17 protein-coding genes and 2 pseudogenes are annotated in these 23,667 nt (G+C 67.0%); 8 read left to right on the top strand and 11 right to left on the bottom strand.

The window, feature by feature from the left end; genetic code table 11:
• The first annotated feature begins 70 nt into the window (after positions 1–70).
• The 3 genes from FOB72_RS20850 (at position 71) to FOB72_RS32260 (ending at position 2,879) form a co-directional block, all read left to right on the top strand.
• A complete protein-coding gene (locus FOB72_RS20850) occupies positions 71–1,321 on the top strand; it encodes a YbfB/YjiJ family MFS transporter (protein WP_150374617.1) in 1,251 nt (416 codons plus the stop codon).
• Positions 1,322–1,416: 95 nt separating this feature from the next.
• Positions 1,417–2,532 carry an NADH:flavin oxidoreductase/NADH oxidase gene (locus FOB72_RS20845; protein ID WP_150374616.1) on the top strand — a complete coding sequence of 372 codons (1,116 nt, stop codon included), beginning with the start codon at positions 1,417–1,419 and terminating at the stop codon, positions 2,530–2,532.
• 179 nt (positions 2,533–2,711) lie between these two features.
• On the top strand, positions 2,712–2,879 hold the full coding sequence (locus FOB72_RS32260; RefSeq protein ID WP_191002368.1) for a hypothetical protein: 168 nt from the start codon (positions 2,712–2,714) through the stop codon (positions 2,877–2,879).
• A gap of 54 nt (positions 2,880–2,933) precedes the next feature.
• On the opposite strand, the gene FOB72_RS20840 is transcribed toward FOB72_RS32260, so the two are convergent.
• The 10 genes from FOB72_RS20840 to FOB72_RS20795 all read right to left on the bottom strand — a co-directional run bounded on the left by FOB72_RS20840 (position 2,934) and on the right by FOB72_RS20795 (position 13,832).
• The gene (locus FOB72_RS20840) at positions 2,934–4,391 is read right to left on the bottom strand and encodes an aldehyde dehydrogenase family protein (RefSeq protein ID WP_150374615.1); all 1,458 of its coding nucleotides are present in this window, start codon (positions 4,389–4,391) and stop codon (positions 2,934–2,936) included.
• Between the two features lie 118 nt (positions 4,392–4,509).
• Positions 4,510–6,291, bottom strand: a complete 1,782-nt coding sequence (locus tag FOB72_RS20835; RefSeq protein WP_150374614.1) for a hybrid sensor histidine kinase/response regulator — start codon at positions 6,289–6,291, stop codon at positions 4,510–4,512.
• Between the two features lie 27 nt (positions 6,292–6,318).
• Positions 6,319–6,951: a response regulator gene (locus FOB72_RS20830; protein ID WP_150374613.1), complete on the bottom strand. Its 633-nt coding sequence runs from the start codon at positions 6,949–6,951 to the stop codon at positions 6,319–6,321.
• 287 nt (positions 6,952–7,238) lie between these two features.
• Positions 7,239–7,946 (bottom strand): dipeptidase PepE, encoded by a 708-nt coding sequence (gene pepE, locus FOB72_RS20825; protein ID WP_150374612.1) that lies wholly within the window; start codon positions 7,944–7,946, stop codon positions 7,239–7,241.
• Between the two features lie 91 nt (positions 7,947–8,037).
• On the bottom strand, positions 8,038–8,898 hold the full coding sequence (locus FOB72_RS20820) for a phosphodiesterase (protein WP_150374611.1): 861 nt from the start codon (positions 8,896–8,898) through the stop codon (positions 8,038–8,040).
• A 16-nt stretch (positions 8,899–8,914) separates the two neighbouring features.
• Positions 8,915–9,964 carry an ABC transporter ATP-binding protein gene (locus FOB72_RS20815; RefSeq protein WP_150374610.1) on the bottom strand — a complete coding sequence of 350 codons (1,050 nt, stop codon included), beginning with the start codon at positions 9,962–9,964 and terminating at the stop codon, positions 8,915–8,917.
• Positions 9,957–10,844: an ABC transporter permease gene (locus FOB72_RS20810; protein ID WP_150374609.1), complete on the bottom strand. Its 888-nt coding sequence runs from the start codon at positions 10,842–10,844 to the stop codon at positions 9,957–9,959. The genes FOB72_RS20815 and FOB72_RS20810 overlap by 8 nt, the downstream gene beginning before the upstream one ends.
• A gap of 10 nt (positions 10,845–10,854) precedes the next feature.
• Positions 10,855–11,673 (bottom strand): ABC transporter permease, encoded by an 819-nt coding sequence (locus FOB72_RS20805; RefSeq protein ID WP_150374608.1) that lies wholly within the window; start codon positions 11,671–11,673, stop codon positions 10,855–10,857.
• A gap of 52 nt (positions 11,674–11,725) precedes the next feature.
• Positions 11,726–12,745 carry an ABC transporter substrate-binding protein gene (locus FOB72_RS20800; RefSeq protein ID WP_150374607.1) on the bottom strand — a complete coding sequence of 340 codons (1,020 nt, stop codon included), beginning with the start codon at positions 12,743–12,745 and terminating at the stop codon, positions 11,726–11,728.
• A 46-nt stretch (positions 12,746–12,791) separates the two neighbouring features.
• Positions 12,792–13,832: a substrate-binding domain-containing protein gene (locus FOB72_RS20795; protein ID WP_223851846.1), complete on the bottom strand. Its 1,041-nt coding sequence runs from the start codon at positions 13,830–13,832 to the stop codon at positions 12,792–12,794.
• Positions 13,833–14,199: 367 nt separating this feature from the next.
• On the opposite strand from FOB72_RS20795, the gene FOB72_RS20790 reads away from it, so the two are divergent.
• The 3 genes and pseudogenes from FOB72_RS20790 to FOB72_RS20780 all read left to right on the top strand — a co-directional run.
• Complete coding sequence (locus FOB72_RS20790) at positions 14,200–15,771, top strand: DUF1800 domain-containing protein (RefSeq protein ID WP_150374605.1); 1,572 nt, start codon at positions 14,200–14,202, stop codon at positions 15,769–15,771.
• A gap of 25 nt (positions 15,772–15,796) precedes the next feature.
• On the top strand, positions 15,797–17,101 hold the full coding sequence (locus FOB72_RS20785; protein WP_150374604.1) for a DUF1501 domain-containing protein: 1,305 nt from the start codon (positions 15,797–15,799) through the stop codon (positions 17,099–17,101).
• A 99-nt stretch (positions 17,102–17,200) separates the two neighbouring features.
• Positions 17,201–18,037: pseudogene (locus tag FOB72_RS20780) on the top strand (EAL domain-containing protein); the annotation flags it as partial.
• A 10-nt stretch (positions 18,038–18,047) separates the two neighbouring features.
• On the opposite strand, the pseudogene FOB72_RS20775 reads toward FOB72_RS20780, so the two are convergent.
• Positions 18,048–20,577, bottom strand: a pseudogene (locus FOB72_RS20775) (penicillin-binding protein 1A).
• A gap of 270 nt (positions 20,578–20,847) precedes the next feature.
• Between FOB72_RS20775 and FOB72_RS20770 the strand changes: the two are divergent.
• Together FOB72_RS20770 and FOB72_RS20765 are read left to right on the top strand one after the other, a co-directional pair.
• Positions 20,848–21,912 carry a porin gene (locus FOB72_RS20770; RefSeq protein WP_150374601.1) on the top strand — a complete coding sequence of 355 codons (1,065 nt, stop codon included), beginning with the start codon at positions 20,848–20,850 and terminating at the stop codon, positions 21,910–21,912.
• Between the two features lie 186 nt (positions 21,913–22,098).
• Entirely contained in the window at positions 22,099–23,646 is a 1,548-nt protein-coding gene (locus tag FOB72_RS20765; RefSeq protein WP_150374600.1) for a catalase, read from the top strand.
• Positions 23,647–23,667 lie beyond the last annotated feature (21 nt).

The raw sequence follows: 23,667 nt of genomic DNA, 5'->3' as shown, positions 1-23,667 counted from the left end.
CACGAACGCATTACGGTCGCCCACGGCTCCCTGCCCGGGCGTGGCGGCCTGCATCCTCAGGAGTCCTCCCATGTCACAAGATGCCACTGCAATGGCGCGCCCGAGCCGGTTCCCGCTCGATGCCCGGACGCTGTACGCGGCGATGGCCGGTCTATGCGCGAGTCTCGTCGCCATCGGCCTCGCGCGTTTTGCATACACGCCGCTGATCCCCACGCTGATTCACGAACACTGGTTCTCGTCGTCGGCCACCGTCGCGCTCGGCGCGGCGAACTTCGCCGGCTATCTGGCCGGTGCGATCTACGGGCGCGCCATTGCGTCGAAGCTCGGCAATCGTCTGTCACTGCGGCTGTTGATGCTGGTCGCCACGGTGGCCTTCTTCGCCTGCGCGTACCCGCTCTCCGTTAGCTGGTTCTTCGTCTGGCGCTTTCTGTCGGGGCTTTCGGGTGGCGCGATCATGGTGCTCGTGGCCACGGCCGTGCTGCCACACGTCGTGCCGGAACGCCGCAGCCTCGTGAGCGGGATGATCTTTCTCGGGCTTGGGCTCGGTATCGCGGCATCGGGCACCGTCGTGCCGCAGTTGCTCAAGTTCGGGCTCGTGCAGACATGGTTCGGCCTCGGCGCGTTGTCGCTGGCGCTCACCGCCTTCAGCTGGTTCGGCTGGCCCGCGACCGATGTCCCGCATGGGGCGCCCCACGCCGCCAGTGCGGCCGGCCATGTCTCGCATCTGGAGACGCTGAAGACCTACCGCCAGCCGCTGCGCGTGCTCGCCGTGCAATACGGGGCGAATGCGCTGGGTCTGGTGCCGGCCATGGTGCTGCTCGTCGACTACGTGGCGCGTGGACTCGGGCAAGGGACCGCAGTGGGCGCGAATTTCTGGGTGCTGTACGGCGTGGCGGCCATCGCCGGACCGCTCGTGAGCACGTCGATCGCGCAGCGTATCGGCTATCGCAACGGGTACCGCGTGTCGATGGTGGTGCAGGGACTTGCCGTGGCGTTGCTCGCGGTGTCGGGCCATACGGTGGCGCTCGTGATATCGACGGTCGTGCTGGGGCTGTTCACGCCCGGCATCGTGCCCGTGGTCCTCGGCCGCATTCAATCGATGATGCCGCACGACGCGCATGCGCAGCGCATTGCCTGGAGCCGGACGACGACGGCATTCGCGTTGTTCCAGGCCGTCGCGGGTTATGGGTACTCGTATCTGTTTTCGCATACGCACGAGAACTATGCGCTGATCTTTGCCTGCGGCGCGGTGGCGATGGCCGTCGCGTTTGCGGTGGACTTCCTCGTGCGGGAGCCGGCTCCCCAGCCGGCCAGCGCCTGAGGTGTCTCCTGCAGAGATTTCCGTGCATCACTACAATCCGCGATGAGACCCGGTGCGCATGGGCGCCCGGGAGGAAATCTGAAGGAATTCACCTCATGAGCCATCTCTTCGATACCTACGCGATCGGCAATCTCGAACTCGCCAATCGCATAGCGATTGCGCCAATGTGCCAGTACTCGGCCAATGAAGGCAACGCTACCGACTGGCACATGATCCATCTGGGACATCTGGCGCTCTCCGGCGCGGGTCTCATGATCATCGAAGCCACCGCGGTGTCGCCGGAAGGGCGTATCTCGCCGGACGACCTCGGCCTCTACAACGACGACAACGAGGCCGCGCTGGATCGCGTGCTGAAGGCGATTCGCGCGTATTCGCCCATCGCGGTCGCCGTGCAGATCTCGCACGCGGGACGCAAGGCGTCGAGCCAGGCACCGTGGGAGGGCGGGGCGCAGATTCGCCCGGACCAGCCGCGCGGATGGCAGACGTTCGCGCCTTCGCCGGTGCCGCATGCGGAAGGGGAAGCCGCGCCGATCGCGCTCGATCGCGCGGGGCTGGACAAGATTCGCAACGACTTCGTGGCGGCGGCAAAGCGCGCGGCGCGGCTCGGCGTGGATGGCATCGAGATTCATGCCGCGCATGGCTATCTGCTGCATCAGTTCCTTTCGCCGATTGCCAACAAGCGCACCGATGAATACGGCGGGTCGCTCGAGAATCGCATGCGCTTTCCGCTCGAGGTGTTCGATGCCGTGCGTGGGGCGTTTCCCGCTGACAAGCCCGTGTGGGTGCGGGTGTCGGCGACGGACTGGGTACCCGATGGCTGGGATATCGAGGGCACGATTGCGTTCTCGCATGCGTTGAAGGCACGCGGATGCGCGGCGGTGCATGTGAGCACGGGCGGCGTGTCGCCGCAGCAGGCGATCAAGCTCGGGCCCGGGTATCAGGTGCCTTATGCCCAGCGCGTGAAGGCCGAGGTGGGTTTGCCGACGATGGCGGTGGGGCTGATCACCGAGCCCGAGCAGGCGGAGGCGATCATCTCCAACGACGAGGCGGACGTGATCTCGATCGCGCGGGCGATGCTGTACGACCCGCGCTGGCCGTGGCATGCGGCGGCCAAGCTCGGGGCGAGGGTCAGTGCGCCAAAGCAATACTGGCGCTCCCAGCCACGGGGGCTTGGCGATCTTTTCAAGGACGCGCATTTCGGGCAGCGATAAACCCTCCCGCACCGCACCATTCAGCACGCACTTAAAACGAAGGGATTTCCATGATTGCTTTGGTCACGTGAAGTGACCACCATGAAGTCATAGACATAGCGTTGGCAGTAAGACGGGCATCCCCAACAAGCCCGCTGCATCACAGAAGTAGTCGTTAGAACGAACTCTGGGAGACATCCATGCAAGTCTATGACGGCCTCGTCTTTGCCTGTGCCATGGTGCTGGTGTGCATGTACGCCTATCTGGGCGTGCAGGCGCAGAGCACGGCGCTCAAGTACGGCTCGCCCGCTATCGTGGGGCTGTTGACGATCGTCTACGCGCTGTTGCCGATGCGAATGATCGGATAACGGAACACAGGCCGGCCACGGGAAGGGCCGGCCCTGTTTCAAACACCTGTCACGCTACGATCGTAGCGAGAGCCATATCGCCTTCGGTTCCGTGAAGTTCTCGATGGCGGCGTCCCCATGCTCGCGTCCCAGACCCGAGTCGCCTGAGCCGCCCCACGGCAGCCGCACGTCCGTATAGCCATAGGTGTTGATCCATACCGTGCCCGCGCGCAATTCGCCCGCGACCTTGTGCACGCGTCCGATGTCGCGGCTCCACACGCCGGCGGCCAGGCTGAATGCCGTGCCGTTGGCGATGCGCACCGCGTCTTCCTCGTCCTCGAACGGAATCACGCTCGCCACCGGGCCGAAGATCTCTTCCTGCGAGATGCGCATCTCGTGCCCGACGTTGGCGAATACCGTCGGCGCGACATAGAAGCCGCGCTCGCCGATACGTTTGCCGCCCGCCACCGCACTGGCGCCCTCGCGCTTGCCGATCTCCACATAGTCGAGCACGGTCTTCATCTGCGCCGCGGAGACCACGGGACCCATCGTCGTCCCGGGCGCCGCGGGGTCGCCCACGCGAATGGCATTGGCCCGCGCGGCCAGCCGTTCGACCACTTCGTCGTAGACCCGGCGCTGCGCGAGAATGCGCGAGCCGGCCGAGCACACCTGGCCCGCGTTGAAGAAGATGCCCGATGCCGACGCGCGCGCGGCCGCTTCCACGTCCGCATCGGCAAAGATGATGTTGGCCGATTTGCCGCCGAGCTCGAGCGTCACGCGCTTGAAGTTGGCCGCCGCGCCCTGCATGATTCCGCGCCCCACGCCCGGCGAACCGGTAAAGGTCACCTTGTCGATGCCCGGATGCGCGACAAGCGCGTTGCCCACCACACTGCCCTTGCCGGTCACGATATTGAGCACGCCCGGCGGGATGCCCGCCTCGAGCGCCAGTTCCCCGACCCGTAACGCGGTCAGCGGCGTGATCTCGGCCGGTTTGACGATCAGCGTGCACCCGCAGGCGAGCGCGGGGGCCATTTTCCACATGCCGATCATCAACGGAAAATTCCACGGCACGATGGCCGCGACCACGCCCACGGGCTCGCGCACGGTGTAGGTCAGCGCATCGGGACGCGTGGGGACGACCTGGCCATTGATCTTGTCGCACCAGCCCGCGTAGTAGCGCACGGTGTCGATGACGGCGGGCACATCCTGCCGCCGCACGCCGGCCAGCGGCTTGCCGCCGTCGAGGCTTTCCAGCGCGACGAGTTCGTCGGCATGTGCCTCGAGCAGGTCCGCAAAACGATAGAGAATGCGCCCGCGCTGGGCGGCACGCATGCCGCTCCAGCCCTTGAGCGCGCGCCGCGCGGCCTGTACCGCGCGATCGACGTCCTCCGCGGTGCCCTGTGCCACGCGCGCGATCGGCGTTTCGTCGGCGGGATTGATATCGGTGGAATAGGTGCCGCCGGTGCCGCCGGTGCCGCCGCCGGGTGGCAGGCGGTTGCCGTCGATCAGCAGATCGTGGGTCGGCAAGTCCATGGTCAGTCTCCTTGCGGGTAGGCCCGCTTATGGCTAGGAGTGTGGGCAGGGGACTGACCTAAGTCCAATTAATAGATATGATTGATTGATAAGTTTGTCGTATGGATTGGCGTGTGGCTTATTGTTCCGCTCCGATCCATTCAGACTCCCTCAGCAGGGCGCTCATGGCCGCATGGAGCTCGCCAGGGACCACAGGTTTGTGAAGCAGGGCGGTCCCGCCCGCGTGGGCATGCCGCAGCCGATCGGCGGCCGTATCGCCGGTGATGATGATCGCGGGCAGGGACTGGCCCAACCGCATGCGGATGGCCTCGAGCGCTTCGTGCCCGGTCCGATGCCCGCGCAGCCGGTAGTCGGCGAGAATCAGGTCCGGCGTGAAGTGGTCGAGCGCGGCCAGCGCTTCTTCCTCGGACTCGGCCGTATGGCACTTGCAATGCCAGACCCCGAGCAGACCCGCCATGGCCTCGCGGATCGCCGCATCGTCGTCGATCACGAGCACCCGCAATCCGTCCAGACGCATGGCCGAATGTGGCAGCGTCGTTTCCTCGGGCGCGATCCAGGCGAGCGGCAGCCGCAGCCGGAACACCGAACCGCGATGGGTCCGCGAGGACATGGTCACGCGCGTCTGCATCGTGCGCGCGAGCCCATCGACGATGGCGAGCCCGAGGCCCAGGCCCTTGCGCTGGTCGCGCTCCGGGTTGCCGAGCTGATGGAACTCCCGAAAGATCTCGCGGTGCTGCGCGGCCGGGATGCCGATGCCCGTGTCCCAGATCTCGATCGACGCATGGAAACGGCGCGGGCGGCAGACCACGAGCACGCCGCCTTCGCGCGTGTAGCGAATGGCATTGGCGATCAGGTTGCGCAGGATCAGTTCGACGAGCGTCGGATCGCCGAAGACCGTGGCCGTCGTATCGCGCGTGCGATAGACGAGTCCGCGTTCGTCGGCCTGCGGCGCGAACTCGTTCTCGAGCTTGTGCAGCAGCGGCTGGAGGCGGAACGGACGGGGCCGTGGCGTGATGACGCCGGCCTCCAGCTTGGAGAAGTCCAGCAGCGTGTTGAGCATCTCGCGTGCCGCGTCCGACGAGGCCTCGATATGCGCGAGCAGCTGCCGCTGGTGTTCGTCGAGCGACGTGCGTCCCAGCGAGATCAGGAACAGGCCCAGCGCATGCAGCGGCTGGCGCAGATCGTGGCTGGCCGAGGCGAGGAACACGGACTTCGCGCGATTGGCCTGCTCGGCCTCGCGCTGGGACTGGCCCGCGCGCGCGGTCTGCTCGCGCAGCTGGGCGATCAGTTCGACGTTCTCGAAGCGCAGCGCGATGGCATTGCGCGCCACGCTCGCATAGTTGCGCGCGAAGATGATCAGCACCACGAGGTAGAGCGGCGTGGCGAGGAACATCGGCAGGTAGGCCACGTCGCCGGTCATCAGGAACACGATCCAGACCGGCAGGATGGCGGGGACGAAGAACGCCATCGCGACGGGCAGGCACGCGGAGAACACCGCGAGCGCGGCCGCGCTCATGCCCGCGATCAGCGACAGCACGCAGATGACCACCGCGGGCGAATGCATGTCGAGATATAGCCATGCCACGAGGCCCCACAGCATGCCGATGGCGCAGACCATGGCGGTGAGCGCGCGCGCATAGCTGCGCGCGTTGCCCTCGCTGAGGCGGTGCGGTATCGCGTAGCGGCCGAAGTAGGTGATGGTGCAAAGCAGGACCACGACGGCCGCCCAGGGCAGCGCGCCCGGATGGCCGCCCGTGATCGTGAGCCCGCTGGCCAGGAAGATCGCGGCCAGCGAACACCCGATCATTGCGATACCGAAGCTCTGGTCGATGAGCTCCATCTGCGCGGCCAGGAGCCGAGGCTCGTCGAAGCACGGAAGCAGGGAGCGCAGGGTAGGCATCGACGTAGCCAGCGGTGCGAAGCGCGGCTAGCGCTGCGCCTGTACCAACCCGCGGCGCTGCGCTTCGAGGATGGCCTCGACGCGGCTGACCACGCCGAGATGGTCGAGGATGGCGGCCACGTGTACGCGCACCGTGTTCTCGGAAAGGCCGAGATGATGCGCGATGACCTTGTTCGAGCGGCCCATGTTGAGCTGGCTCAGGACCTCGAGCTGGCGCGCGGTGAGCGGGCTCCACTTGTACGTGGCGGGCTGTGTGTCGGGGCAGCCGCCGGCCGGATGGAAATGCGTGCCGCCGGAGAGGCAGCAGCCGATGGCCTCCTCGATCTCCCGCGCGTCGGCGGACTTGGGCAGAAAGCCCGCGATGTCCTTGCGCACTTCCTGCGGAATGGCTTCGAGTCCCGAGGTGCCGGACACGATGAGGATGCGCGCGGACGCGAAATGCCGGCGCAGGACCTTGATGCCTTCGATGCCGTTGAGGCCGGGCATCTGCACATCGAGCAGCAGGATATCGACGTCCTGGTCGGCATGCTGCTGCACCGCGTCCATCACCGAGCCGGACTCTAGGATCGACGTGACATGCGGACTGTCGGCAAGCAACAGCCGCAGCCCCGTGCGGAACAGCGTGTGGTCGTCGATAAGCAGAAGGCAGGCGCGCGGCATGAGAAGTGCAGAGAGGCTGACACCAGATTTGACTCGATTCCCGCCGGAATGTCCATGCAACTTCCTGCAGAAGTCGAGGCTAGTCCGGAAAGATTATTGGCGATGATCTACCAAAGTGTCACGATGCGGCCGTGGACGAATTCCGCGACTTGTCCATACCACTTCAAATACCCACTCCACCCGGCTGTGGGTATTTTTTTGGCCGAGCATGTTGTTTTGCGTTCGTTTGATGCTCGGTCTCTTTCGCTCGCATTCTCTCCGATTCGCTTCCCTTTGAATACTGGTGGTTAACGCGGCATTTCCAGCGCGCCCGCAGCGATATCGATCGTCCGTTCGCCGAGGAACCACCGCGCGGCATGCTCGCCATGCAGGGTCCAGCGCGTGCCCGACACGCGTACCCAATCCCCTTCAGGCAGTCCCAGCACCGACATCTCCGGCGACAGGACCGTGAACTCGGCCAGCCGCTGGTCGCGCGTCTCGCCGCGGAAGCCCGGTACCACGAGGTTGAAGTAATGGCAGTTGAACTGGAACGGCATCAGGCCCAGCGAGTCCAGGCCGCCCGGATCGACGATCGGCATGTCGTTGGTCGTGCGGATGGTCGGCGAGGTGATGACCGACCCAGCGCTCCAGCCCACATAGCGGAGGCCCTCCGGGCCGCCGCCCGCGCGCAGGCGCTCGGCCAGCGGCGCGAGCAGTTGCTGCTCCCGCAGGCATTTGAGCAGGCGGAACGTATTGCCGCCGCCGACGATGACCAGCGAGGCCGATCCGATGGCCGCGCGCGCATCGGCCTCGCGGTGCAGGCCGCGTACCGAGATACCGATCGGCGCGAGCGCATCGCGCACCTGTGCCGTGTAGTCGTCCCAGTCGCGCGTCACGCCCGCGAAGGGCACGAACAGCGCGTCCTGACGGCCGTCGGCCAGTTCGCGAATGGCCTCGAGGGCGTGGACGAGGTAGCCATCGTCGCTCGTCGAATTGCTAAGAAGCAGGAGTTCCATGAAAAATACCAGGACACGTGTTCCGTCATGCGGAATCGCGGTCCGTAATCGAGGGGCTGAACAAGCCCGAGATGTTATCTCAATCGCGCGCTCAGTCGATCAGCTTCCCGTCCGCATCGAAGAACGGATGGGCCGCGCCGAAGTCGCCGCTGGCGGCCGCATGCGTGACCAGCCCGTGTTGCGGATGCCACCAGTGCAGCAGGTATCCGGGCGGCTCCATGCGGAAGCGCGACGCGGCGTTCGGGTCGAGGTCGAGCGCGACCTGATGCGCGGGGCCCGGCGCGGTCATCGCGATGGTTCCGCCGAAGCGGCGCGCGATATGGCGGTGCAGATGGCCGCAGATCACGCGCTCCACCTGCGGATGGCGCGCGATCACGCCTTCCAGCACGTCGCTGTTCTCGAGCCCCTGCACGTCCATATGTCCGATGCCCGTATGGAAGGGGGGATGGTGGAGCATCACCAAGGTGGGCCGGTCGGGCTGCTCGCCCAGCGTGCGATCGAGCCACGCCGCGCCGTCCGCGGGCACGCGGCCGTGCGGCTTGTACGGAACCGTGCAGTCGAACGCGATGAGCCGCAACGGGCCGGCATCGGCGGTGTAGTGGATCGGCGCGTCGCCGTCGCCATGCATGCGCAGGTAGGTGTGGTCCGGGAACTCGCGGCGCAGCGTGGCGCGATGATCGTGATTGCCGGGCATGAGCCAGACCGGCATCGTCAGGCGCGCGAGGATGTCGCGGAGGAATCGGTATTCGTCCTCGCTGCCGAAGTCGACGAGGTCGCCCGTGACGACCACGCCGTCCGGGCGTTGCGGGGCGTCGAGCAGCGCGTCGATGCAGCGGTGGAGCGCGCCGGCCGTATCGACCATGCGGTAGGAGAGTTTGCCGCCGGCCTTGATATGGAGGTCGGTGATCTGCGCGAGCAGATAGGGGGCAGCTTGAGTGTCGGATGCGGACATGCTCGTTCTTCCAGGTTCAGGCAGCCCTGGGCAGGGCAATCAGGTAACTGGTATCGATGCGCAGGCCGACCCGCTGGCCCGGCGCCCAGCCGTCGCGGCGCGACGTATCGGCGATGAGCGGCGCGCTGGCGCCCACGTCCACGAGCAGGCGCGTGTGGTTGCCGAGGAACAGCGCCGTGACCACGTTGCCCTGCAGATGCGCGTCGTCGGGATGCACGAGGGCGATGTCCTCCGGACGAAACATGAGCTCGGCGGCGGTGTTGGCGGCCGATGCCGACATCGGCACGGCGCCGCCCGGCACACGCCACAGGTTGCCGTCCGCCGACGCGGACAAATGGTTCATCGTACCGATAAAGTCGGCCACGAACGCGTTGGCCGGTGCGCGATAGATGTCCTGCGGCGAACCGGCCTGCGCGATGCAGCCCTTGTCCATCACGATGATGCGGTCGCCGAGCGCCATCGCCTCGGCCTGGTCGTGCGTGACGTATACCGCGGTGATATGGAGGCTGCGCAGCAGCTGGTTGATATCGGCACGCAGCGCATCGCGCAGCTTGGCGTCGAGCGCGGTCAGCGGTTCGTCGAGCAGCAGCACGCGCGGTTGCACGGCAATCGCGCGCGCGAGCGCCACACGTTGCCGCTGCCCGCCCGAAAGCTGGTCGATGCGCCGGTCGGCCAGCGGGCCCAGATGCATCATCGCGAGCATGTCGTCGATGCGGCGTTTGCGCGTGGGCGCGTCGATCTTGCGCACGCGGAGCCCATAGCCGATGTTCTCGGCGACGGTCATGTTCGGGAACAGCGCGTAGCTCTGGAACACCATGCCGACGCCGCGGCGCTCGATCGGGAGTTCGGTGACGAGGTTGTCGCCGAACCAGACCTCGCCGCCCGCGTCGGGCTGCTCCAGTCCGGCGATGATGCGCAGCGTGGTGGTCTTGCCGCAGCCCGACGGGCCGAGCAGCACGACGGTCTCGGCGGCGCCGATGTCGAGGTCGAGCGGATGCAGCGCGCGCGTGCCGTCGGCAAAGGTCTTGGCGCACTGGCGCACGCGGATGGTCGTGGGTTCATGCATGGCGGGTCTCCGCGTTGTTCTGGGGGGCGGTGCCGGCCGGCGTCGTCACCGTGGCGGCTGGCGTGGCGGGTTCGGCGACATGGCGGCGGGCGCGCGCACCCGCGGCGCTCATGGCCTGCATGGCGACAAGCAACGGAATGATCATGATGAAAAAGACGATCGTGTAGGCGGAGCCGATCTCGAGCCGCATCGACGCATAGCTGTCGGCCAGGCCCACGGGCAGCGTCTGCGTGGTCGGGGTGTGCAGCATCCACGTCAGGTTGAATTCGCCGACGGACAGCGTGACCACCATCAGCGCGCCGGCGAGAATGCCCTGGCGGCAGTTCGGCAGCACGACGGTGAAGAAGCGCTGCAGGCGGGTGGCGCCGAAGCTCGCGGCAGCGTCCTCGAGCGTGCGGATATCGATGGCGGACATGATCGCGAGCACCGAGCGCACCATGAACGGCAGCGTGAACAGGACGTGGCCGATCAGGATGAACACCCAGCTCGTGCGCAGCGACTGCCAGCCGCCGTAGAGCAGGATCAGCCCGAGCGCGGTTGCGAGGCCCGGCAGCGCGACCGGCAGCATCAGCAGTTCCTCGATGATGCGCGTGATGCGGTTGCGGCGCAGGGCCATGTAGTAGGCGGCGGGCACACCGAGCACGAGCGTGCAGGCCAGGCAGGCCAGCGCGATGCCGAGCGACAGGAAGATCGTGCCGCGGTAGAGCGACCAGACCTCGGCGAGCCAGCGCGTGGTCAGGCCGCTGGAGACGCCGACAAAGATATTGTTGCTCAGGCCGGCGAGCACGGAGAGGACGACCGGAATCACCATGAACACGCACAGGGCCAGCGTCAGCGCGAGCTGGAGCCAATATTGGGTAGAGCGACGGGCGGTGGACATGAATCGCTCCTTACGCGGTGGCGGCGACCGCGTCGCCCGAGAACCAGCGCGCCACGGCGAGCAGCGCCCACGTGACCGCGCCCAGCACGATCGACAGCGCGGCGGCCATGCCGAAGTTCGCGTAGTTGGTGAATTCGTTGTAGATGGTCAGCGGCAGCACATCGAGCTGCGTCGCCAGCGTGAAGGCCGTGCCGAACGCGCCCATGCTGGTCGCGAAGCAGATGGCGCCGCTCGACAGCATGGCCGGCATCAGCGCGGGCAGCATCACGTCGCGCACCACGCGCCACGGGCCCGCGCCGAGCGAGCGCGCGGCTTCTTCCAGCGAAGCGTCGAGTTTTTCCACGGCGGCCATCACGGTGAGGATGACCCGCGGAATCGAGAAATACAGATAGCCGACGAATAGCCCGGCCAGGCCATAGGCAAAGGTCCAGCGCTCGCCGGCGAGCGCGTCGCCAATGGTGGCGAGCAGCCCGTTGCGGCCGCCGAGCATGATGACCATGAAGCCGATGACGACGCCCGGAAACGCGAGCGGGAACGTCAGCATCGCGACGATCACGGCCTTGCCCGGCACGGTATGGCGTTGCAGAAAGGTACCGGCGACGCCGGCGATGGCCAGCGTGACGAGCGTGACCGAGGCGGACAGCAGCACGGTCACCATCAGGCTATGCAGGTAGCGCGGGCTGGACAGTACGGTCCAGTAGACGGACGCGCCGTCGCGGCCCGTCAGGCTCACCTCGATCAGGCGGGCCATCGGCAGGCAGAAGAACGCGAGGAAGACCACGAGGGCCGGCAGCGCGAACAGGAACAGCGTGGGATTTCTCTTCGTCATGGCAGTGACCGAGTCGGGCTCCCTCGCCCGGAGGAGAGGGAGCGGATCATGCTTAGCGGACTTCCTTCAGATACTGCTCGCTGAAGGGCTTCTGCACGTCGGCCATCTTGCCGAAGTCCACCGGCCTGGCGCGGGCATAGTCCGCGGCGGGCAGGAAGCGCGCGGCGACATCCTTCGGCACCGCGGCGCTGGCGCGCACCGGGCGCAGATAGGCGTTGGCCCACAGCGCCTGGCCCGCGTCAGACAGCACGAAGTCCAGCACCTTCTTGCCTTCGGCTTCATGCGGCGCCTTGTTGACGAGGCTCATCACGTAGGGCACGACCACGGTGCCTTCCTTCGGAATGACGAACGCGACGTTGGCCTTGTCCTTGTAGCGCGCGCGGTAGGCGTTGAAGTCGTAGTCGAGCAGGATGGGAATCTCGCCCGACAGCACGCGTGCATACGCGGTCTGCTTCGGGACGATCGGCTGGTTCTTCTGCAGGTCCTTGAAGAACTTGAACGCGGGGCCAAAGTTGTCGAGCGAGCCGCCCATGGCCTGGTTGACAGCCACGGCGCCGACGTAGCCGACGAACGCGCTGGCCGGATCGAGATAGCCGATCAGGCCCTTGTACTCGGGCTTGAGCAGGTCGGCCCACGACTGCGGCACGGGTTTGCCGCGCAGCGCATCGACGTTGACCATAAAGCCCAGCGTGCCCGAATGGATCGCGAACCAGTTGCCCTGCGGATCCTTGAGGCCGTCGGGAATGTCGTCGAAGTGCGCGGGCTTGTACGGCGCGGTCACGCCGGCGGCCTTGGCCTGGATGCCGAAGGTCACGCCGAGGTACGTGACGTCCGCCACGGGGCTGGCCTTCTCGGCGACGAGCTGGGCCAGCGCCTGGCCCGAGTTCTTGTTGTCGAGCGGCACGGTGACGCCGGTCTTTTCCTTGATGGCGCGGATCTGAGCGGCCCAGTCGGCCCATTCGGGCGGGCAGTTGTAGCAGATGGCGGTCTGCGCGGCGACGCCCTGGCTGAACGCGGCGGCGGTCAGGGCCATCGCGAGCCAGCGCAGCGGGCGTGAGAACTTGAATGTCATGGGGAGCTCCCTCGGTTGGGTGTGATGTGGGACTGGGTTTGGATAACTACGGCAGGGGGGTGGCAGTCGGTGGCGGCGCCGCGACGGTGCCCGTCACGCGCAGGCCGTGCGGCAGCAGCGTGACGGGGGCAGCGTCGCGATCGCCCGAGGCATGCAGGCGCGCGAGCAGTTGCCGCACGGCCTGCGTGCCGATATCGGCGTTGGGCTGCACGACGGTGGCCAGCGGCGGCTCGACGAGCGTGCCAAGCGCGATGCCGTCGTAGCCGAGTACGGAGACGTCGCGCGGCACACGGAGGCCCAGGCGCTTGAGATCGGAAATCACGCCGATCGCCAGCAGGTCGTTGGTGCAGAAGAATGCGGTGGGCGCATCGGGCGTGCCCATGAGCTCGCCGATTTGCCCGCTCGTTTGCGTGGCATTGCCGGCGATATGCGAGGGCAGGTTGACGGGCGGCAGCGGCTGCAGGCCGTGCGCGCGCATCGCATCCTCGTAGCCCGCGTAGCGCTGGCGCGCGCGATCGGAGGCCATGAACGCGCCCGACACCACGGCAATACGGCGATGCCCCGCGGCGATCAGCGCCTGCACGCCTTCGGACGCGCTTGTCCGGTTATCGACGGAGACCGAGTGCCGCGCGCCGTTTTCGGCCGCCTGGTTGTAGGCGAGCACATAGGGCACGCCTTCGGCGTCGAGCTGATCGAGCACCGCGCTGCGCGTGGCGTCGGCCACGGTGAGGACGAGTCCATCGACGCGATGGCGCAGCAGGTACTCCACGCGCTCGCGTTCGCGCGCGGCCTCGTAGCCGCTGGTCACGAGCATCAGGGAATAGCCCTCGACCATCGCCGCCTGCTCGATGCCGCGCCAGCATTCGGCGAACACCGCGTTCTCGAGCGTCGGCAGCATGACGCCGAGAATGCGCGTCTGTTGCGAGCGCAGCTTGGCGCCGAGCAGGTTGGGGCGAAAACTGAGGCGCTCGGCGGCTTCGTGCACGCGGCGCGCGGTGGATTCCCGCACCAGTTGCGGATGGCTGAACACGCGCGAGGCGGTGGCCAGCGAGACCCGCGCGGCATCGGCCACGTCGGCGAGCGTCACGCCATGGCTGTCGCCGACGGTGCGCGACGACGCCGGTTCGGGCGTCGAGGGGGGCGACGGGGGACGTGGGCTCACGGCGGCTCCTTGGCTGGCATCACATCGAATGAAAACGTTTTCATTCAAGTCCCGAAAAAGCGGGCGTCAAGGTATTTCTCTGCTGCACTGCGGAGACTTGCGCCCGTTCCTTCCGGTTGTCGCGCATTGTGGTGGCCTTATGTGACAACGCGATGACGGCTTTCAGCCTCGCTCGAGCGGCGTTGGTGCGGTGCGGCACCCAATCTTTCGTAACACTCTGCCCGAGCGCCACGTCAACCAATGCGCTGGCCATCCGTCAAAGCAGAAACCCGGCCCAAGGAGGAGAACCCGCATGCGCTTGGTGAACGAGATGGTTCGACGGATGGTTCCGCTGGTTGCCGCGGCGTCGCTGGCCGCCTGCGCGCAGGCGCCCGCCGCGCCCGAGGGGACCTTGGCCGTCCGGGATCTCCACTGGCTCAACACCGTGAGCTTCGGCGCGGATCAGGCCAGCATCGCGCGGCTGAAGGCGGTCGGGCGCCAGCGTTACCTCGAGGAGCAGTTGAAGCAGCCCGTGGCCGATCCGCCCGAGCTGGCCGGCATGATCGCCGCGCTGCCGATTGCCGCGCAGGACACGCCAGCCCGGTTCGAGGCCCTGCGCGCGGCGCGCCAACGCGTCAATGCGCTGCCCGATGGCGACGACAAACAGCAGGCTCGCGAAGCGCTGAACAAGGATGGACGCGAGGTCGTGCTCGACACGAGCCGGCGGCATCTGCTGCGCGCGCTGTACTCGCCGGCGCAGTTGCGCGAGCAGATGACATGGTTCTGGCTCAATCATTTCAACGTCTATGCCAACAAGGGGCAGGTGCGCTGGATGCTGCCCGAATACGAGGAGCGCGCGATCCGGCCCCATGCGTTCGGCAAGTTCCGCGACCTCGTCATGGCGACCGTGACATCGCCCGCGATGCTCGACTATCTGGACAACGCGCAGAGCGCGGCCAATCGCGTGAACGAGAACTACGCGCGCGAATTGATGGAGCTCCATACGCTCGGTGTCGCGGGCGGGCCCAGCGGGTCGCGCTATACGCAGCAGGACGTGCAGGAGCTCGCGCGCGTGCTGACTGGCGTCGGCTTGAATCTGCGTGGGGAGCCGCCGAAGCTCAATCCGCAGCGGGCCGCCTTGTATCGCGCCGATGGCGTGTTCGAGTTCAATCCCAACCGGCATGACTTTGGCGCGAAGACGCTGCTTGGCGTGCGCATTCCGTCGAACGGGGCGCCGGCGGGCTTTGCGGAAGTGGAGCAGGCGGTAGCGATCCTGAGCCGCGACCCGGCAACCGCGCGCTTTATCTCGCGCAAGCTGGCCGAATACTTCGTCGCGGACAGCCCGCCGTCCGCGCTCGTCGATCGCATGGCGGCGACGTTTACGCGCACCGATGGCGATATCGGCGCGGTACTGACGACGATGTTCCTGGCGCCGGAGCTCGATCGCGTGCTGGCGTCGTCCGCGCGCAAGTTCAAGGACCCGATGGTGTTCGTGGTGTCGTCGATGCGGCTGGCCTATGACGGACGGCAGGTCACCAATCTGCGGCCCGTGATCAACTGGCTCAGCCAGCTTGGCGAACCGCTGTACGGCCATGTCGCGCCCGACGGATATCCGGTGTCCGAGGGCGCTTGGGCGAGCTCGGGGCAGATGGTGCGGCGGTTCGAGATCGCGCGGGCGATCGGCAGCGGGCCGGCGGGGCTATTCGCGGGCGACGATGGCAAGCCCACCGCGCGGCGCGGGTTTCCGGTGGCGAACAGCCGCATGTTCTACGACACGATCGAGGGCACGCTGGGGGCGGCCACGCGGGCGGCGCTGGGGCAGGCCGAGTCGCAGGCGGAGTGGAATACGGTGTTGCTGAGTTCGCCGGAGTGGATGCAGCGATGAACGCGACGTACCTGGAGGTGATGCCATGAATCGCCGTGACTGGATCAAGGCCTGCGGTGCGCTGGCCCTGCCGGCCGTGTTCTCGCGCGCATACGCGCTGCCCGCGCAGGCCGATGCGCGCTTTCTGCTGGTATTCCTGCGCGGCGGCTACGATGCCGCCAACGTGCTGGTGCCCGCAGGCAGCGACTTCTACTATGCGTCGCGGCCCAATATCGCGATCCGCCGGCCGGTGGCCGATGGCGCCGGGGCCGATCCGGCCGCGGCGCTGGCGCTCGGCACCGATGCGTGGGCGCTGCATCCCGCGCTCGGGGCGACGATGCTGCCGCTGTGGCAGCGCAAGCAGCTGGCCTTCGTGCCGTTTGCCGGCACCGACGACCTCTCGCGCAGCCATTTCGAGACGCAGGACGGCATCGAGGCGGGCGCGCCGCCGGCGCATGCCACGGCCGGCCAGGCCCCGCGCGGCAGCGGGTTTCTCAACCGGCTGGCGCTGTCGATGGGCGGGCAGGCCGCGCCCGTGGCGTTTACCGATGGACTGCCGATGGTGCTGACCGGCAGCGCGAACGTGCCCAACGTTTCGCTCAAGGGCACGGGCCGTACGCCGTTCGATGCGCGGCAGACGCGCATGCTGGCCACGATGTATGCGGGCACGCGGTTCGAGTCCGTGATTGCCGAGGGGTTCGATATCCGGCAGGCCGTGGCCGAGCAGGCCGATGCGCAGAAGCGGCGGGACGAGGCCATGCGGGCGGACATGCGGGCGGAGCCGGGCGGGGCCGACGGGATGATGGCCGCGCGCATGCAGGAGATGCAGGCCGCGAACCGCCGTTCGTTGTCGGCCCGCGGCTTCGAGCAGGAGGCGCGGCGCATGGCGGGGCTCATGCGTGACCGGTTCAACGTGGGGTTCATCGACGTCGGCGGCTGGGACACGCATGTCAACGAAGGGGGCGCGCAGGGGCAACTGGCCGGGCTGCTCGACAACCTTGGACGGGGGATATCGGGCTTTGCGGAGGAGATGGGGCCGATATGGGGCCAGACGACCGTGATCGTGATCTCCGAGTTCGGGCGGACATTTCGCGAGAACGGAACGCGGGGGACGGACCATGGGCATGGCACCGTCTACTGGGTGGCGGGCGGGAACGTGCGCGGCGGGCGCATGGCGGGCGAGCAGGTCGCGGTGTCGCGCGAGACGCTGAACCAGGATCGCGACTGGCCGGTGCTCAACGACTATCGGGCGTTGCTGGGCGGGGTGTTCCAGCGCCTGTACGGGCTGGATGCGCGGCGGCTGGGGCAGGTGTTTCCCGGCGTCGCGCCGCGGGATATCGGGTTGGTTTGAGGGCCGGTTCGAGGGCGCGTTCGAGGGCGCGTTTGAGGGCTGGCGCGGCGCGACGGCGGGGCTTTGTTGCTCGCATCGTGCAAGCTTCATGCTGCGTTTATGCGCGATATGCAGGGTCATGCAGACTTACCCCACGCCCGTGGGATATCAAGTCGGGTGGGCGGAGGGCCGATAGCCTACAGTGGGAGTGGCATTTGCCCACAGCACGATCCATATCCGGTACGGATGCAAGACTTCTCGCGAGCCCTCATGCCCAGCATTGCGGAATGTCTGGAACAACAACGACTGCGGCCCGTATTTCAGCCGATTGGCTCGCTATCCACTGGCGAGGTGCTTGGCTATGAAGCGTTGATTCGTGGCCCGGCCGGCACGCCCCTCGAAAGCCCGCTCGCGCTGTTTCGCGAGGCGGCGCGCGTCGGCTGCCTCGTGCGGCTGGAGCGGCTGGCATCGCGTATCGCGATCGCGGCCTTTATGCGGGCCCGGTTGCCGGGCAAGCTGTTCATCAACTACAGCGCGGATTCCATCCGCGAGATCGACGCCAGCCGCCACGAGGTGAGGGCGTTTCTCGACGCGCAGGGCATGCCTTCCACGCGCATCGTCGTGGAGCTGACCGAGCAGGCCCCGCTGGGGTCGCTCGATACGCTGGCCAGCGCCATCGCCAGCATCCGCAGCCGCGGCGTGCAGTTCGCGCTGGACGATTACGGTACGGGACATGCGAATCTCGGGCAATGGATCGCGCTGAGGCCCGATTACATCAAGGTGGCACGCGAGGTGGTCGATGGCGCCGCCGAATCGCCATTCAAGCTCGAGGCGTTGCGCGCGCTGCGACGGCTCGCGACGCTGAGCCATACGGCATTGATTGCCGAGGGGATCGAAAACGAGGCGGATCTGCTGGCCTGCCGCGATATCGGCTTCGACCTCGCGCAGGGGTACCTGCTGGCCCGGCCTACGGACGCGCCGCCGCTGACGCTGTCCGAGGCATCGCTGCGGGCGCTGCGGCTGGGGCCGATTGCGGTATTGCCGGGGGAGGCGGTGTCGGAGCCGCCCTCGGAGCCGTTCCGCGCGCAGGCAGGCTAGAGGCTCGCCGCGCCGTCGGGCTGCGACGCCGCGTCCGCCGGCGCGGCTGCGGGCGTATCGGCTTGTGCGTCCGACGCGGGCACGGCCTCCACGACCTCGCCGGTGTCCGGCGTCGCGTTCTGATCCGCCGCCGCATTGGAAGCGGCCACCGGTGGCGGCATGGCGTCCGCTTCGGTATCGGGCAGCACGGGTCGGCGCGGGCTGGGGCGCGGCGCGGGAGGCGTGTCGTCCTTCGCGCCCGAGTGCGATGCGAACAGGCGCTGGAACCAGCCCTTGACCTGTCCCGTCATCGCCGAGAACCACGACGACTCGTCGGCCTCCGCAAACCGCGCGCGCCCGTCGATCGCCCGCGCGCGCAGCGCACGCTGATAGAAGTCGCCGACGATCGGCAGCGCGCTGCGTGCCCCCTGTCCCCAGTAATCGCTGCGCAGCGTCACGCGGCTATCGTTGAAGCCCACCCATGCCCCCGCCACCAGTTGCGGATGCATCAGGATGAACCATCCATCGGCATTGTCCTGCGTGGTTCCGGTCTTGCCCGCGACATCGGCGCGAATGCCGTAGCGCGTGCGAATCGCCGTTCCTGTGCCCCGGTCGATCACGTCGCGCATGACATCCACCAGCGTCTCCGTCGCGCGCGCGGATAGCGCGCGTTCTGGCCGCGGCGCCGAGAACTGCGCGAGGACATTGCCCTCGCTGTCCTCGATGCGCGTCACCATCGTCGGCGCGACATACTGCCCGCCATTGGCGATGGTTCCATACGCGCTGACCATCTCCTTGAGCGTGACCGGGCTCGTGCCCAGCGCCAGCGAAGGCACCGCATCCAGATGGCTGTCCCGCACGCCCATCGCCCGCGCCAGCCGCGCGACGCGATCGGGTCCCACGCGCTGGACGAGCTGCGCGGTAATCGTGTTCCTGGAGTACACGAGCCCATCGCGCAGGCTCATCGGGCGCCCGGTCGGCGGCGACTCGTCCGTGGGCTTCCAGATCTCGCCGCCCGCGAGCGCGATCTCCACTGGCTGATCGACGAGCGTGTCGTCGGGCGTTTCGCCCGCGGCAAACGCGGCGCCATAGACGAAAGGCTTGAACGTGGACCCCGGCTGCCGGCGCGCCTGCTGCACGTGATCGAACGCATCGACCGTGAAGTCGCGGCTGCCCACCCACGCGCGAATCGCGCCGGTCGCCGGTTCGATGGCGAGAAAGCCCGCCTGCACGCGCGTCTTCTGCTGCCGTAGCGCGAGCATGAAGGCGCTGTCCGCGAGCAGCCGCTTGAGGACCGTGTCTTCGGGCTGACCCGCCGCCACGGCATTGCGATATTCGGCGGACTCGCGCACGAACGCCTGCACGAGCGCGCGATTCTCGCCCCAGCCCGCGCGCGGACCCCAGGCGGCATTCGCAATCGACTGGAGCTGGTTACCCTGGCGCGCCACGGCCTGCGTGGCCAGGGCCTGCAGCCGCGCGTCGATCGTCGTATGGACGACGAGCCCGTCGGTATAGAGGTTGTAGTCGTGGCGATCGGCCCACGCGATCAGCCACTTGCGTAACTGCTGCGCAAAATGCGGCGCGGGGCCGGGCGCCTCGATCTGGCGCTCGAAGTCGATCCGCAACGGCCGCCGCTTGAGCGCCTCGAGCTTCGATGCATCGAGCCGCCCGCGCTTGACCATCTGCGCCAGCACGATATTGCGCCGGTCGAGCGCGCGCTCGGGATTCAGCACCGGGTTGTAATAGCTGTTGCCCTTGAGCATGCCGATCAGCGTGGCGGCTTCGAGCACGTCGAGCTTGCCCGCCGGCTTGTCGAAGTACGTGCGCGCGGCCATCTCGATGCCGAACGCGTTGTACAGGAAGGGCACCGTATTGAGGTACGTCTCGAGGATCTCGTCTTTCGAATAGAGCGCCTCGATCTTGAACGCGGTAATCGCTTCCTTGAGCTTGCGCGTCATGGTCGGCGCACGGCCGATCTCGTCGGGATAGCGGTTGCGCGCGAGCTGCTGGGTGATGGTGGAACCGCCCTGGCGATCGCCCGAGAACGTATGCAGCGCGGCCGATGCCGTGCGCCGCCAGTCCAGCCCGTGATGGTCGTAGAAGCGATGGTCCTCGGTGGCGATCAGCGCGTTGACCACATTGGGCGAGATCTCGGACAGCTTGACCCAGTCGCGATTGGCCCAGCGATAGACCGCGATTTCCTTGCCATCTTCCGAGAGCACGCGCGCGGGCTGCTCGGACTTCGCCTTGCGGATATCGCTGATGCCCGGCGTGAACGGGATGAGCAACAGCACATAGAGCAGAAACGCAGCCGGCACGGCGCCAGCCGCGAGCAGGATGCCGCGGCGGGTCGGATGGCGCAGGCGCTGAAGGAACGCAAAGCGGGGAAGGACTACGGTCTTGAACTGATCCAGGCGCATGACGCTCGCCGAAACGAAAACCCCGCATCCTACCAAATCGCAGGTCAAGAATTGTCGGGAATGCGCGGCCGGTGAGCACTTTGTGCCGGATATACCCCGTTTCGGGGGTACGCGGAGGCGTCATCGACACATCGTCTTCATAAACGCTCCGCACAATTCGACCCGTTCCGTACACACGCAGTCCCACGCGGGCACCGGCTCACGCCGATGCGAGCCCCGCGCGCAGGACCCGGGGCGGGACCCTCCTCGTATCAACAGAAAGAGAAAACAGTGAAGAAAGCTCTCCTTGCTCTGACGGCTGCAGCGGGTACCTGCGCCATTTCCGGTGGCGCCATGGCGCAGTCGGCCACCAATGTGACGCTGTACGGCATCGCCGATGCAGGCGTGGAAGTCGCGACGCATGTGCCGGGCGGCAACGGCAAGACCGTCGCGCGCGTGACGTCCGGCAACATGTCGGGCTCCCGCTGGGGTCTGCGCGGCTCCGAAGATCTCGGCAGCGGCCTGAAGGCGATCTTCCAGCTCGAGTCCGGTTTCGACATCGACACGGGCCTGTCGGGCCAGGGCGGCCGCCTGTTCGGCCGTCAGGCCTTCGTGGGCCTGCAAGGCTCGTTCGGTGCCGTGACCCTCGGCCGCCAGCAGAACGCGCTGTACGACCTGTTCGGTGCCTATGACCCGATGGGCGTCGGCCCGCGTTACTCGCTGAACTCGGTGGACTCGCTGTTCAATGGCCGCGCCGACAACGCACTGAAGTACACGGGCAAGTTCGGCGGCCTGACGGCGACCGGCTTCTACAGCACGGGCCGCGACAACAACGGCGAAATCCCGGGCGACTACAAGGCCGCGCGCAACTTCGGCGCCGGCGTGTCGTACGCCACGGGTCCGGTGTCGGTGGGCGTGGCCTACGACCAGTTCCAGGGCGCGACGACCGCGCTCTCCGACCGGGCTGCCAAGCGCCTGGCCATGGGCGGTTCGTACGATTTCACGGTGGCCAAGGTGTTCGCCGGTTACCGCTGGATGCGTGACGATGGCGTGGGCAACGCGACGGCCACGGCCACCCGCAACAACGTGTACTGGCTGGGCGGTCTCTATCGTATTTCGCCGGCCCTGCAGCTGACTGGCGCCGCGTACTACACCGACACCCACAACAGCGGTGCCGATCCGTGGATGTTCGTGCTGTCGGCCGACTACGCGTTCTCGAAGCGTACCGATGCGTACCTGAACATCGGCTACACGAAGAACAAGGATGGTTCGAACCTCGGCCTGTCCGGCGCGGGTACGGTCGTGGCGGGCGCGAACCAGACTGGCGTGCTGGTGGGGCTGCGTCACCGCTTCTGACCTGACGTTGCGTCACGACGGCCCCAGTGAACGGCGTTTCACCGGGGCCGTCGTCGTTTGACGAACGCGATTGGCGGCATACATGGGCCGCATTGGCAAATGCAAATGGCCATGCGGGCGATACGAACTTAGTCTGTTGGCGCGCCCCCTCATCTTTCGCCGCAAGGCGATTCCTTTGAGGTCCCCATGCCAATTTCATTGCAATGGCGTCACGCTTTCGCGTGTGCCGGTATTGCCTGCGCGCTGGTTTCTGCTCCATCGTTGTCCGCGCAGACGCTGACGCGCGACAACGGCGCTCCGGTCGGCGACAATCAGAACTCCCAGACCGCCGGACCGTCGGGTCCGACCTTGCTGCAGGACTCGCAGCTCGTCGAGAAGCTCCAGCGTTTCAGCCGCGAGCGCATTCCCGAGCGCGTGGTGCACGCGCGCGGCACGGCGGCCGAAGGCGAGTTCGTGTCGGCCGGCGACTTCTCGGATCTGACGCGCGCGCGGCTACTCTCCGCGGCGGGCAAGATCACGCCCGTCGTCGTGCGATTCTCGACGGTCGTGCATCCGGCCGGGTCACCGGAAACGGTGCGCGATCCGCGCGGGTTTGCCACCAAGTTCTATACGGAGGAGGGCAACTGGGATCTGGTGGGCAACCACACGCCGGTGTTCTTCATCCGCGATGCCATCAAGTTTCCGGACATGGTGCATTCGCTGAAACCGTCGCCCATCACCAACCTCCAGGACCCGAACCGCTATTTCGATTTCTTCAGCCATGTGCCCGAGAGCACGCACATGCTGACGCAGCTGTACTCGGATTTCGGCATCCCCGCGTCATACCGGATGATGCCGGGCAATGGCGTGCATGCGTTCAAGCTGGTCAATGACGCGGGCGAAGTGCGCTACGCCAAGTTCCAGTGGCGGCCCCAGCAGGGCGAGAAGTATCTGACGCGTGCCGAGGCCGCGCGCATCCAGAGCCGGGAGTTCAATAACCTGACGCGCGACTTGTACGAAGCCATTGCGCGCGGCGAACCTCCGCGCTGGGATCTGTATGCGCAGATACTGACGCCCGCGGATCTCGAAGGCTTCGACTTCGATCCATTGGACGCCACCAAGGTGTGGCCCGGCGTCCCGGCGCGCAAGCTCGGTACCATGACACTGAACAAGGTGCCCGATAACTTCTTCGAGACCACCGAGCTGTCGGCGTTCGCGCCCTCCAATCTGGTACCGGGCATCGAAGCGTCCGAAGACCGCATGTTCCAGGGGCGGCTCTTCTCGTACGTCGATACGCAGATCTACCGGCTCGGCGCCAACTATCAGGCGATGAAGGTGAACCGGCCCCACGCGCCCGTGCGCAACTACAACGCGGATGGCGTTGGCATGCATCGTGTGGCGGCACGTGGCGATATCAACTATCAGCCTTCGCGCAAGGCAGGGGCCTACGTGGACGATGCGCGCTACAAGTCCGTGCAGACAAGGCTGGAAGGCACGACGCAGCAGGCGCGTATTCGCAAGACCGCGAATTTCCGGCAGGCCGGCGAGTACTACCGCGCGTTGTCCGCTCAGGAGAGGGAAAACCTGATCGGCAATCTTGCCGCCGACCTCGGTGCCGTGCGCGACACGGAGACCCGGCAGATCATGCTGAGTCATTTCTATCGGGCGGATCCCGACTATGGCCGACGCATCACGGCCGCGGTACAGGGAGACCTCGGCGACGTGAAGCGCCGTGCGGGGCAATTGCAGGACTGAGCCGGCACGTCGTGTGGCGTG

The sequence above is a fragment of the Cupriavidus pauculus genome, assembly GCF_008693385.1.
Taxonomy (GTDB): domain Bacteria; phylum Pseudomonadota; class Gammaproteobacteria; order Burkholderiales; family Burkholderiaceae; genus Cupriavidus; species Cupriavidus pauculus_D.
The sequence above is the reverse complement of the archived record's forward strand: the minus strand, read 5'-3'. Positions and strand labels throughout refer to the sequence as shown.

Bases quoted from the DNA above. Each gene is read 5' to 3' on its own strand.
- FOB72_RS20850 (WP_150374617.1), top strand. From the start codon at position 71: ATGTCACAAGATGCCACTGCAATGGCGCGCCCGAGCCGGTTCCCGCTC.
- FOB72_RS20845 (WP_150374616.1), top strand. From the start codon at position 1,417: ATGAGCCATCTCTTCGATACCTACGCGATCGGCAATCTCGAACTCGCC.
- FOB72_RS32260 (WP_191002368.1), top strand. From the start codon at position 2,712: ATGCAAGTCTATGACGGCCTCGTCTTTGCCTGTGCCATGGTGCTGGTG.
- FOB72_RS20840 (WP_150374615.1), bottom strand. From the start codon at position 4,391: ATGGACTTGCCGACCCACGATCTGCTGATCGACGGCAACCGCCTGCCA.
- FOB72_RS20835 (WP_150374614.1), bottom strand. From the start codon at position 6,291: ATGCCTACCCTGCGCTCCCTGCTTCCGTGCTTCGACGAGCCTCGGCTC.
- FOB72_RS20830 (WP_150374613.1), bottom strand. From the start codon at position 6,951: ATGCCGCGCGCCTGCCTTCTGCTTATCGACGACCACACGCTGTTCCGC.
- pepE (WP_150374612.1), bottom strand. From the start codon at position 7,946: ATGGAACTCCTGCTTCTTAGCAATTCGACGAGCGACGATGGCTACCTC.
- FOB72_RS20820 (WP_150374611.1), bottom strand. From the start codon at position 8,898: ATGTCCGCATCCGACACTCAAGCTGCCCCCTATCTGCTCGCGCAGATC.
- FOB72_RS20815 (WP_150374610.1), bottom strand. From the start codon at position 9,964: ATGCATGAACCCACGACCATCCGCGTGCGCCAGTGCGCCAAGACCTTT.
- FOB72_RS20810 (WP_150374609.1), bottom strand. From the start codon at position 10,844: ATGTCCACCGCCCGTCGCTCTACCCAATATTGGCTCCAGCTCGCGCTG.
- FOB72_RS20805 (WP_150374608.1), bottom strand. From the start codon at position 11,673: ATGACGAAGAGAAATCCCACGCTGTTCCTGTTCGCGCTGCCGGCCCTC.
- FOB72_RS20800 (WP_150374607.1), bottom strand. From the start codon at position 12,745: ATGACATTCAAGTTCTCACGCCCGCTGCGCTGGCTCGCGATGGCCCTG.
- FOB72_RS20790 (WP_150374605.1), top strand. From the start codon at position 14,200: ATGCGCTTGGTGAACGAGATGGTTCGACGGATGGTTCCGCTGGTTGCC.
- FOB72_RS20785 (WP_150374604.1), top strand. From the start codon at position 15,797: ATGAATCGCCGTGACTGGATCAAGGCCTGCGGTGCGCTGGCCCTGCCG.
- FOB72_RS20765 (WP_150374600.1), top strand. From the start codon at position 22,099: ATGCCAATTTCATTGCAATGGCGTCACGCTTTCGCGTGTGCCGGTATT.